This is a genomic window from Paenibacillus sp. FSL F4-0097, assembly GCF_038593125.1.
In the GTDB taxonomy this organism is placed as follows: Bacteria; Bacillota; Bacilli; order Paenibacillales; family Paenibacillaceae; genus Paenibacillus_AQ; species Paenibacillus_AQ odorifer.
In genome coordinates, this window is sequence record NZ_CP151965.1 from 5,946,044 (window position 1) to 5,958,474 (window position 12,431).

The window sequence follows — 12,431 nt, forward strand, 5'->3', positions numbered from 1 at the left end:
CCAATTGCGACTATGCGGTCCGTTATCACTTCAAATGCGAGATAAAGCTGCGTTTAAGGTCAGCTGTGTCCGATAGCTGTAGCGTAAGCGAAAATCTTAATCGAATGGAACGAAGTTTGAGGTGTTCTAGATGGAGTAAGCTCAAATTAATCAGGGGGTGCCCCAGCAGCTATTTTTACAGCTGATGGGACACCCCCTGATTTTTCCATAGCAAAATCTACACTTTTCTAACCTGTGACCGGTACATTAAAAACAAGAAATACGGAGCCCCAATCAGCATAATAATAAGGCCTGAAGGGATTTCTTTCGGCGCCATTATGGTTCTTCCGAGCGTATCGGCAATAACGAGCATCAAGCCGCCAAGTAATCCTGACAAAACAATGGATCGTCTCGTATGATGACCAATCATCATCCGCACCGCATGCGGCGCCATGAGTCCAAGGAACCCTATTGTTCCTACACTTGCAACGGCTCCCGCTGCAAGCAAAACACCGATAATCATAGCCCAAAGCCGCGTTCCTCGAACCGGCAAGCCCAATCCTGTTGAACTCTCGTCGCCAAATGCCAACAAATCGCATTTCCGCCCCAAATAGTATGCAATCGGTACAAGTACAAGCAGGAATACAAATAGGATGTAAAATTGATTCCAGCTTCGTCCATAAGTCGAACCGGTTAACCAAATTAAGGAGCTACTGCTCCATAAACTTCCTTTGACGATCATAACCTGGATTCCCGCAGAGGCAATAGCCGAGACTGCGATTCCAAGCAAGATCAGAACCGATGGATTCAAGGACCTGCGCCAGGCCATAAAAAAGACAAAAGCAGCAGCCAGTGCCCCACCCACGATTGCGGCAAGCGGAACTGCAAATACCGTCAATGCTGGCCAAATGGTCATTACGGCCAAAGCACCAAAGCCAGCCCCTGAGGTCACACCAATAATAGAAGCATCTGCCAGTGGATTTCGAACAGCACTCTGAATCAATACACCACTGATTGCAAGTGCGATCCCTCCTGCAGCCGCTACGAGTGTACGGGGAAGCCGTAAATTCAGCAGAACGGAATAGGATTGATCCCCCCTATGGAACAGACTGCTTAGCAATTCACTGATCGGTATTTTTGTTCCCCCAAACGATAAGCTTACGAGGATAATAACAATGAGCAGCACGGTCATAACTATAGCCGTCGGCACAAAGCGCAGACGCAGCCCCGCTCCACCGATGCTCATCGATGATTGGCCAGAGCCTGAGCCCGATATATTTTTCATCTTGGTGAGTACTAGCCAAATGAGCCACGGGGCTCCAATAATCGCCATAACTGCACCAACAGGCATTTCACCCACACTGCTTCGCACTACACGCGCAAGCGTATCCGCTGCCGTGATGAGCAGTGCTCCCCACAATGCGCTTGCAGGAATGAGCAGGCGATGTTTGCGGATCCCGCTAAGCCGGACAAGATGGGGAGCCACTAAGCCGACGAAGCCAATCGGTCCAACCACGCTGACTACAACCGCAGCCATTAATACCGATAGGCCAAGACCCGTCGCCCGAATTAGCCCTACTCGCTGTCCAAGTGAACGGGCAGTTGACTCATCGAGCTCCAGCGCATCAAATTGTCTGCCGGCAAATATCGCTGCCAATAGCAGCACTACGACAAAAGGCCAGGCATATATAACACCGTCCCAATCCAACTGAATTAGGGAACCAGAACCCCATAAAAACAGATTTTGTGTTTCAGTTCTTTTAAAAATATGTATGGCCGATGTAAACGCTCCGAGCACCATGGAGACGATCATACCTGATAAAGCCAGCCGAACAGGTGTGGCTGCCTTGCCTCCACTCAGTAAATAAGCGGCTAAAGCAGCAAGCAGTCCCCCTGCAACTGCCAGCAAAAATGGAAATTCATGCTGCAAAGCAGGAAAAGCTACCATACCAAGAACGACCATAAAGTATGCCCCGGCATTAATCCCAAGTGTATCTGAGGAAGCAAGCGGGTTTTTCGTTATAGTTTGCAATAATGCGCCAGCCACAGCCAGAGCAGCCCCGGCCAGCAGACCAATAACTGTACGTGGCATGCGGATACCCCAGAGCAGATTATGTTCCATTATATCTTGGCGATTCAGCAAGCCATCTATTACAGTAGCTGCAGGGATCTTGGCTTCCCCAAAGCCTAAACTTAAAACGAACAGAATGAAGAGGACGGCAAAGCCGCCCCCAAATATTCCAATGATCCGCCAGTTCATTCCGATAGAGGCTTCTTTGCTACTCTTTTCGTTCATAACCGCACTCATTTCGTTAATGTATTTACAACTTCATCCACGATAACTTTGGAGGAGATCGGACCGCCGAACACCCAAGTAGTACTGCTCAATCCGAAGGTGCGATTCTCTTTTACAAAGTTAAGGCCATTCCAAACGGAATTATCCTTCAGTTCTTTCGTGAAAATATTATCATCCTCTTGGACGATGTAGATCAGATTTGTATCCTGAACCGCAGGTAATGCTTCAACTGTAGAGGTGCTGAATCCGTAAACCTCGAAATTTTCGGGTTTCCAGTCGTTTTTCAGACCGATCCGATCCAAAGTTTGTACCGCAAGTGAATTATCTGTAAAAAGACGCATCGTTGCTGCATTCTGGTAGCTGTATGCTTGTGTCAGTACATAGTTCAAGCCTTCCTTACCTGCATCAGCCAGCTTTGCTTTTGCGTCTGTATAATGTGCATCCAAATCAGCAAGAACCTTATCGGCTTCTGCAGTTTTGCCTACTGCCGCTGCAATCGTTTTGAAAGTATCTTCCATCAGCGTGTACTGATTGCCTTCTCCTTCATTCGGATACAAGCCGAAAATCAGTGTTGGAGCGATACTTTTAAGTTGATCATAAATTCCTTCGTGCCCACCCGTATTGGCAATAATCAGATCAGGCTTTAATGAAGCAATCGTCTCCAGATCTGGCTCGTCACGGGAACCAACATCAGTCACATTTGCATCAAGCGGTGCTTCAGAAGTCACATACAGCTTATAGTTTTCGTTATCTGCATTACCTACTGGCTGCACTCCCAGTGCAATAACATCCTCCGTAAAGGTCCATTCCAATACCACAACTCTTTGCGCAGGTTTGTCCAGCGTAATCTCACCTTTAGAATCCTTTAATACAATAGGACCGCTTGTAGATTCACTGCCCGCGTTTTCAGCAGCTGGTTTATCAGTTGCTCCCGCGTTCGATGTTGAACTGTTCTTTTGGTTAGTACCACAACCTGATACGACCAATATAATAGCAATAACCATAAATAAACTAATTAACCTTTTGTGCATTTGCTTTATCCCCCTGGATTCAACGTTCGAAGTTGATTCCATGATAACTGTTATCAATCTATTGATAATGATTATCACAGAAAACATATTAGTAATCTTATACGCGATTCTCCCGAAAGTCAAAGTTAAAATTTAATGCTTAACCGTCCCTACTCCATGATCTGGTTTGTAATTCTTTCAATGTGTATGGTCAGATACAGCATTTCATCATTTGTTAACTCACGATTGTATGTTTTATCAATATAGATTTTAATTTTCTCAACGCTTGCGAAAGCTTCCTTATACTGCTCCTTTACCAAAATAAATAAGCCATTCTCATTATCAGGAGGTGGAGTACCGTTGATGAGACGTTGTGCAAAAAATTTCAAATGAGTGATAAAACGGTAATAAGCAAGGGACTCCTCATCGTACTCTAGCCTGAAATGGCGCTTCACGATATTTAGGATGTCGTTCATGATCTTGGTGATATTCACCATGTTAGGCATCTCTTCATTTAGTTCAGCATTCACCAGATGGAGAGCAATATGTCCAGCCTCATCTTCGGGAAGTCTGACTCCGAGCTTGGAATGTATAATTTGAAGCGCAGCTTTCCCAACCTCATATTCTTCTTTATAGAATCTTTTGATTTCCCAAAGCATGGCGTTTTTAATCTTCATCCCTTTTGAGAATCTCTCCAGCGCAAAACTGATATGATCTGTCAGACTAACATAAATACTGTCATCCAGCATTTTACCGAGCTGCAGTTTGGCGAAGTTGATAATCTCTTCTGAGAGCTCCATGTGCTCGATTGGAATCTCAGAAAGCAGCGTTTTTAGCTTATCTGAAAGTTTTTGATTGCTTAAAGTGAATATCTTTTCAATTTTATCTTCTTCTAAAAAGTCTCCACGTTTTTTCTTAAAGGCCAGTCCTCTTCCCATGACTACTAGTTCAAAATTTTGGTCATCTATGACAGTAACAACATTGTTGTTTAACACTTTTTCGATCCGCATATTACAGCTCCTTACCTTTTCATTTTACAAAGCTAGCTCTTTTTTTATAGTATTCTATAATAAAAAATCGATCTCTAAGTAGCAGTACTAAGAGATCGATTCCATTCATACCTTATGACTCTTCAATAGATCACACTACAACAGTCAGCAGATCTTCACCCGGTGTAATAGCTGTTTTATTGGTACCAATCACATCACTATAATTAGCCATATTGGTAATAATTATCGGCGTTGTGCATTGATAACCTTCATTTTTTATTTGTTCAAAATCAAATTCAATCAATAGGTCACCCTGTGTAACTGTTGCTCCTTCTTGCACCTTCACATCAAAGTATTTACCTTTTAGCTTCACGGTTTCTATACCGATATGAATCAGGACCTCAACACCCTCATCCGATACTACCGCAATACAATGACCTGTTCTGAAAATAGTGGATACAACTCCACTTACCGGTGAATAAAGCTTGCCTTCTGTGGGTTCAATCGCAATCCCCTTGCCCATTGCTTCAGAAGCAAAGGCAGCATCATCTACTGAGGTTAAAGGGATTACATTACCAGCCAGAGGGCTTACAACGGTTGAACTTTTCACGGCGCGAGAAAGGATAACCTCGCTTTTTTCAGTATTCGTTTTTTCTTCTACAATATTCACTTTCTTTTTATCTTCATAACCAAATACCATGGTAATTACCATAGCCAATACAATGGTCACACCTGCTATAATCGCTTGAACGGCCAGCGGAGAGAATGCGGGAAGACTTAATACGCTCACAAATGCGAATACTTCCATCTTCACTTTGAAAAGACCACTAAGTGCTCCACCTACACCGCCCGCAATAGTTACATAAATGAAAGTCCGTTTGTAACGAGTCAGCAATCCGTAAATAATAGGTTCTGTCACACCTGAAAGCGCGCCTGGTATAAATGTACTGCCGGCCAATGTTTTCAACTGTTTGTCTTTTGTTTTCAGGAAGATCCCCAACGCTACACCCAGCTGAGCGAAGATGGCCATGCCGGCCATTGCATATATCGGATCTCCACCCTTAGCAATGTTCTCAAGAATAATTGGCACAAGTCCCCAGTGCAATCCGAGGACAGTCAAATATGTCCAAGCTATTCCCACAATTGCCCCTGTAACAATACCGCTTTTCGTACTAAGGAACAAAATAGCGTCTCCAATTAAATTCCCTACATTCACGCCAAACGGTCCGAACGCTAAAATAGTTAACGGTACAATCACAATCAAACATATCATAGGGACTAAGAACATCTGCAAATCCTTGTGTATAAACTTTCTTAGCTGCTTATCCAATAAAGCATATATACAGATGGCAATAAAAATCGGAAACACGCTTGATGAATAGTCCGAAATTACTAAAGGAATACCTAAAAAATGTGGAGATTCAACACTTGCTAATCCCGTAATATTAGGCTCAAGTAAGGCCGCGCCGATACTACCACCCACATAAGCATTCACGCCCAGCCTAATCGATAACGTAATCCCTAAGAAAATGGGTAGAAAATAAAACACGGCATTACTAGCGCCCGCTAATACTTTATAAGTTTCGCTATCCGCACTTAGAACATGTAACGAAGCCAGTACAGTTAATAGCGCTTTCAACATACCCGCACCTGCTAAAGCACCAATCAGAGGCGAGAAGCTTCTGGAAATAACATCAAAAATCAGAGTCCCTATGGGTTTCTTTACCTTGTTCTCGCCAGAGTCACTGTTAGGGGTTATGGATTTGGCAATTTCTTTATACACATCAGCAACATGGGTACCCACTATAACTTGAAACTGTCCCCCTTTGCTAACTACCCCAATAATCCCTTTCATTTTCTCCAAATTTTCTTTATCAGCTTTTTGCTCATCGTTAAGTGTGAATCTTAGTCGCGTGGCACAATGAATCACATTGTTAATATTCTTCTCCCCACCGACAGATTGGATAATGTCTTTACTTAGCTGTTCATAACTCATTTTTATACACCCCTTTGTAACAGATCAATTAATCACGGATATCAGGGAACACAAAAAAACCTAAATCACATCTATGTACGAGAGAGATTATCCCCGTAAACATAAATGAAACTTAGGTTTTGCCTGCTATGCAGTAGCAATCCTGATATCCGATTAATTTATTATTTACAAATTAACATGTTCAATTAATGATGTCAACAATAAACCAGGGTCTGTATAATATTGGATAACAAAAAAAGCCCTGATAGATCAAGAATATCTTGATTACCAGGACTCTTTTTATTAGAACAGGCTTTGTCCATTCGATTCGATTACTTCTTTGTACCAGTGGAAGGACTTCTTACGGTATCTCTCCAGTGTACCTGAACCATCATCATGACGATCTACATAAATGAAGCCATAACGTTTCTTCAGCTCGGCGCTTGTTGCGCTAACCAAGTCGATGCAGCCCCAGCTCGTATACCCCATAACTTCCACGCCATCGGCAATAGCTTCTGCTACTTGAACCAAATGATCTCGCAAATAATTGATCCGGTAATCGTCGTTTACTATCTTCTCACCGTTCCCGTCTACAACCAGCTGATCGACGGCGCCAAGGCCATTTTCCACGATAAATAGCGGTTTTTGGTATCGGTCATAGAACATATTCATCACATAACGCAAGCCCTGCGGATCGATCTGCCAACCCCATTCGCTCGCTTCCAGATATGGATTCGCTACCCCGCCCAGCAGATTTCCTTCTCCTCTGATCTGTTTCTCCGGATCGGCCGTTTCACATGTGCTCATATAGTAACTGAAAGATATGAAATCCACGGTATGCTTCAGAATTTCTTCGTCCCCTGGCTCAAAATGAATGTGGATTCCATTTTCCTTAAAGAACCGTTTCATATATCCTGGATAGTAACCTCTGCTATGAACATCCGCGAAAAACATATTTTTGTGATCGCTTTGCATCGCCTTGATCAAATCGTCCGGATGCGGAGTGAGCGGATAAATTGGCATGCTCAGCACCATACAGCCTATTTTGAAATCAGGATTGATCTCATGACCGATCTTCACCGCCAAAGCACTTGCAATGAACTCATGGTGAATGGCCTGATACAGATCCTGCTTACTCAATTTCTCCAATGGAGTATTGATTCCGCCGCTCATAAATGGGAACTCTAGGATAGAATTGATCTCGTTGAAGGTCAGCCAGTATTTAACCTTATTCTTGTAACGATTAAAGATCGTTCTCACATATCGCTCGTAAAAATCCACCATCTTACGGTTAACCCATCCATCATACTCTCGTGCCAAATGCAGCGGCGTCTCATAATGGGAGATAGTAACTAGCGGCTCAATGCCGTATTTATGACACTCATCAAATAGATCATCGTAGAACTGCAAGCCTTGTTCATTCGGCTCCGGCTCGTCCCCTTTCGGAAAAATCCGTGACCAGGCAATAGACGTCCGGAATACTTTAAAGCCCATTTCCGCAAACAGCTTAATATCTTCTTTATATCGGTGATAGAAGTCGATGCCAATCAACTTCATGTTATCGTCGGTAGGAACTTCTGTAGGCGCAGACTTAATGCCATGTGGCATGACATCTTGGGTAGACCAGCCTTTGCCATCATCCTGATATGCCCCTTCAAGCTGGTTAGCGGCTACAGCCCCACCCCATAGGAATCCTTCTGGAAATTGTAAGTTCATATTTCTTCCCGCCTTTGCTATTGTGATAGTATAGGTTTACTGCTCTAATCCGAATCCTAAACCTTGGAACGCGTTACATGTCAAGGATTAATCTTGCAAAGGAGATAAGCCGATGTCCACACTTGACGAAATTGCTAAGCTGTCGGGCTTTTCCAAAGCTACGGTATCCCGAGTCCTGAACGATTCTCCCCATGTCAGCAAGGAAACTAGGGAGAAAATTCTCGCCATTATGAAAGAGACGGACTATGTTCCCAATCGGAATGCCATATCTTTATCCAAAGGCCAAACCCAGCAAATCGGCATGATTACCTTAGACCTAAACGAGCTTATTTTGTGCTTCATGAACAGCTTCGTCGAAATCTCCGGCCGTTACGGGTATCAGACGATTATTTATACCACCGGCGGAGATAAGCAAAAGGAACTTCAGGCTTTCGAGGATCTCAAACAGAAAAGAGTCGACGCCCTGCTTATTCTGACCGCTGTTAACGATAAAAATGTCATAACTTCCTACTGCAAATACGGCCCGATTGTGTCCTGGCAACGCATGGACCATCCTGAAATACCGTCAGTTGCCATGAACCAATATGACGGATATGCACTCGCTCTAGAGCATTTGATAGAGCGGGGTTATACGCGTATCGCTAATGCTTTTGGCCGCCCAAGCAGCATAAATACCCAGAGTAGACGACTAGCTTATGAGCAAATCATGGCCAAATATAATCTTCCCATCGTTGAGAAATGGTATTACTCCACGATTTATGGAATCCCTGACGGAGAGCAATTGGTGCGAACCCTAATAGGACAACCAGATCAGCCGGATGCCATTCTGTGCTCCAATGATTTGGTGGCGGTGGGCGTTCTGAGCGAAGCACGTAGACAGCAGCTGGATGTGCCCCGTGATCTAGCCATCGTTGGTTTTGATAATTCGGAGCTGTCGCAGACGCTCGGAATTACCACTGTTCGAAATCCGATTGCGGGACAGGCGGAGAACGCCTTTCTTCTGCTGGCTCCAACCCTGCTTGGATTAGATATGGAGCTGCAGCCCCTATCGTTCCAACTGATCGAACGGGAGACAACATAGGTTGCCCATTCCCAGAAGATTACGACTGTACATTCCATAAAAAAAGTAAAATTGTATTGAAAATTATGATGAAGATGGGTGTTTTTTATGACAAATAATAAATTGAATCCTAGGGTTGATAAATTCTTAAGTAAACCGAAACAATGGAGGGAAGAATATGAGCAGTTGAGAACGATCGTGCTTGATTGCGGGCTGACCGAAGATTATAAGTGGATGCATCCATGTTACACATTTCATGATAAAAACATAGTATTAATTCATGGATTTAAAGAATATTGTGCACTTCTCTTTCACAAAGGTGCCTTGTTACAGGATCCCAATGGGATTCTAATTCAACAAACAGAAAATGTGCAGGCAGCGCGCCAAATTCGGTTTACGAATGTGCAACAAATCGTTGAAATGGAAGCTGTTCTAAAAGCCTACATTCAAAATGCCATAGAAGTTGAAAAAGCGGGTTTGGAAGTCGAATTAAAAAAGAAAGAGGATTACCTCATTCCTGAAGAGCTTCAGACTAAATTCGCTGAACTTCCTGGCTTGAAAACTGCTTTTAAAGCCCTAACGCCTGGACGGCAAAACGCATATATTTATCATTTTTCTCAAGCCAAACAATCCAAAACCCGCGTATCACGAATTGAAAAATTCATCCCGCAAATCCTTGAGGGTAAGGGATTAAATGATTAGCGTTGCTGACAATGAGTCAATTAAGCCTTAAGGTTTATTGGCTCTTTTTTTATTTTGTCTTCTTTTAACTGCTTGTAATAATCCTCAACAAAGGCCTTGAACTTTTTAGCGACATTAGTCATGTATCGGTTGGTATACCATGAGATTTCAATGGTGCGGGTACTTATGGGTTCTTCAATGGGAAGAAGTACCACTGAGGATCCTTGAGAACCACCCCAAGTTACAGCGGGGATAAAAGAAACCCCTAGTCCCGAACGGACTAGACTGCGTACCATCGAAGGCTCATCGCATTCATAAATGATACGCGGAGCAAATCCGGCGGCGTGACATAGAGAATCCGTCGTTTCGCGCAGCTGCTTGCCTATTTTCAAACTAATAAAGCCGTCTTCCGCGAGTTCATTCAGATGTATACTTTTTCGGGTTGCGAGCCTGTGCTCATTAGGAACCGCCAGCATGATTTCTTCCGTTAATACCGGTGTGGACGCTGTTCCTGGAATCTTGAGCGGAGTAGAAGAAATACACAAATCAAAAGCCGGATAACGTGAGATCTCCTGATCCTGCTGCAATAGCTTGAATTGAGCTTCCGGGTACTTCTGACGAAATAATGTGATCATATCCGGAAGCAAATAGGAACCCGCTTGGATAAAAATCACTACAGTTCCTGTCGGTCGCTCAGACAAGTCCAATAGCTCTGTTTTCCCCTCCTCTAACGTTTGTAGGGCTAAATCAACTTTCACAAGAAACCGCTTCCCATATTCATTTAATCGAATGTATTTTCCTGTGCGATCAAACAATTTGACGTTTAATTCGTCCTCAAGATTTTTGATCATTTTACTTATAGCAGGCTGTGAGATTTGGAGTATTTCGGCTGCCCGGGTCATATTCTCAAGCTTTGCAACCGTTTGAAAGTACCGAAGCGAAAGTAAATCCAACGAAACCACCCTCTTCTATAACCTTAGAGTTATGTATTTTATATATAATAATATATTTTTCATCATCATAGCAGAACACTATAATAAAGAGAATTAAAAATACATAAGAATCTGCAGGAGAAAGGGGAACTATAAATGAGCACACGAGAACCCATGGAAGAAATTATTACAGTCTCCAGCGGTCAGCTTAAGGGCATACGTCTGCCAGAACTTGGGGCGATCGCATGGTTAGGGATTCCTTATGCGGAACCCCCCATACATAAGCTCAGATGGAAGGCACCACGTGAGATAGAAGCTTGGACAGGTGTATTTCCTGCAAGCGATTTCAAGAATAACAGTGTCCAATTCATTCAAGGGGAACCTGGCGGCAGTGAAGATTGCCTCTTTTTGAATATTTGGCGACCGGATCATGCCGAGGCAGGCTTACCCGTATTCGTCTTCCTCCACGGCGGCGGAAATATTGGGGGTTCGGGACGGGATTTTCAAGGTGGAGAATTGGCGTGTAAGACAAATAGTATAGTGGTTACAGTGAACTACCGTTTAGGAGCAATGGGATTTTTCCGGCATCCCTCACTCCGAACCGGGGACCCCTTGGATGACTCAGGAAATTACGGTCTCCTCGATGTTCTTCATGCGCTAAAGTGGCTGCACAAAAACATTGTTTGCTTTGGGGGGAATCCAGGGAATATAACATTAGGGGGCCAGTCTGCAGGTGCAAGAAATGCATTAGCTGCTTACCTTTCACCGCTGGGCAGAGGGCTCTTTCATAAGCTTTTTATTATGAGTGGGGGTTTAACAACGGCTGTTACGGAGCAAAGCGAAGAAAAAGCAAATGACATTTTAACAGAGTTATTAATAAAAACAGGAATGGTCAGCAATCAGGATGAGGCACGAGTCTGGATTTCCACACAATCTGCGGATAAGATTTCCGACTTCCTATATCGTCAGAATGCCTTTCACTTTGTCGAAATCATTCGTGAGACGGGGCTTCAGATGGCTGCTTTTCCTCATTTGATCGAAGACGGCACGGTCATTCCTATTGGTGGCTTCGACAATCTAAATAACCGCGAGCACCCTTGCCTGCCGATCATCCTAGGCAGCACTGCCAGCGAATTCTCCGAGTTCACTTTATGGGATACTCATTTCTTCTCCCTAGTGCAAAATGAAGAGTTAGCCGGAAATGTGGAAGAAAAGAAGCTCTATGAAGCATCAGTCCAATATGGGAGCGATCTGTATGCAGAATTTAATGTAGAGCAGACTACAGAGATATTATTAAGTGCGATTCCGGAGATGCCCATCTATGCTTACCGCTTCGCCTGGGGGTTAAGAGACGGAGTGATCGATCCTTACATCCGTTTTCTTATGGGTGCCCCGCATGGTGCAGACATCCCCTTCTATACAGGTGACTTTTCCGGTGTCCAGGAAAGATTTCCTGCGGATGTAATTTCCGAGCATAACGAGCCTGGGCGTAACATGCTCTCTTCCCTAATGAGGGACTATTTACGGCATTTCCTATATACCGGTAATCCTAATGCTGAGGGACAACCTGCTTGGCAACGATACACCCCTAATCCCCGGTCTGCGGAAATTCTCTGGTTAGATGCTAGCCAGGATCAAACTATTGTTCAATCCGTCTGCAAACTTGTAAAAAAAGATATCCTGTCCCAAATGGACAATGATCCCCGTTTAGCAGCAGAACAGCGCAATTGGCTAAAAAACAATTTATTTGCGGGACGTTTTTTCTGGTAAGATAAATGATTGTAGAATTCACG

Annotated in this window: 9 protein-coding genes; 3 read left to right on the forward strand and 6 right to left on the reverse strand. The window is 43.7% G+C overall.

What is annotated here, in order from left to right:
• Positions 1-217: 217 nt before the first annotated feature.
• The 5 genes from MHH86_RS26625 to ascB form a co-directional block, all read right to left on the reverse strand.
• Positions 218-2,275, reverse strand: coding sequence for an iron ABC transporter permease (locus tag MHH86_RS26625; protein ID WP_342479549.1), 2,058 nt, complete (start codon positions 2,273-2,275; stop codon positions 218-220).
• Positions 2,276-2,283: 8 nt separating this feature from the next.
• Positions 2,284-3,306 (reverse strand): iron-siderophore ABC transporter substrate-binding protein, encoded by a 1,023-nt coding sequence (locus tag MHH86_RS26630; RefSeq protein WP_076104875.1) that lies wholly within the window; start codon positions 3,304-3,306, stop codon positions 2,284-2,286.
• 149 nt (positions 3,307-3,455) lie between these two features.
• A complete protein-coding gene (locus MHH86_RS26635; protein WP_076104874.1) occupies positions 3,456-4,295 on the reverse strand; it encodes a PRD domain-containing protein in 840 nt (279 codons plus the stop codon).
• 130 nt (positions 4,296-4,425) lie between these two features.
• Positions 4,426-6,270 carry a beta-glucoside-specific PTS transporter subunit IIABC gene (locus MHH86_RS26640; protein WP_342479550.1) on the reverse strand — a complete coding sequence of 615 codons (1,845 nt, stop codon included), beginning with the start codon at positions 6,268-6,270 and terminating at the stop codon, positions 4,426-4,428.
• Positions 6,271-6,552: 282 nt separating this feature from the next.
• Complete coding sequence (ascB, locus tag MHH86_RS26645; protein WP_038573257.1) at positions 6,553-7,965, reverse strand: 6-phospho-beta-glucosidase; 1,413 nt, start codon at positions 7,963-7,965, stop codon at positions 6,553-6,555.
• Between the two features lie 112 nt (positions 7,966-8,077).
• Here ascB and MHH86_RS26650 point away from each other — a divergent pair, with 112 nt between their 5' ends.
• Together MHH86_RS26650 and MHH86_RS26655 are read left to right on the forward strand one after the other, a co-directional pair.
• Positions 8,078-9,046, forward strand: coding sequence for a LacI family DNA-binding transcriptional regulator (locus MHH86_RS26650; RefSeq protein WP_340892898.1), 969 nt, complete (start codon positions 8,078-8,080; stop codon positions 9,044-9,046).
• 87 nt (positions 9,047-9,133) lie between these two features.
• A complete protein-coding gene (locus MHH86_RS26655; RefSeq protein WP_342479551.1) occupies positions 9,134-9,727 on the forward strand; it encodes a YdeI family protein in 594 nt (197 codons plus the stop codon).
• A gap of 20 nt (positions 9,728-9,747) precedes the next feature.
• On the opposite strand, the gene MHH86_RS26660 is transcribed toward MHH86_RS26655, so the two are convergent.
• The gene (locus MHH86_RS26660) at positions 9,748-10,659 is read right to left on the reverse strand and encodes a LysR family transcriptional regulator (protein ID WP_342479552.1); all 912 of its coding nucleotides are present in this window, start codon (positions 10,657-10,659) and stop codon (positions 9,748-9,750) included.
• Positions 10,660-10,794: 135 nt separating this feature from the next.
• Here MHH86_RS26660 and MHH86_RS26665 point away from each other — a divergent pair, with 135 nt between their 5' ends.
• Entirely contained in the window at positions 10,795-12,408 is a 1,614-nt protein-coding gene (locus tag MHH86_RS26665) for a carboxylesterase family protein (protein WP_342479553.1), read from the forward strand.
• Positions 12,409-12,431 lie beyond the last annotated feature (23 nt).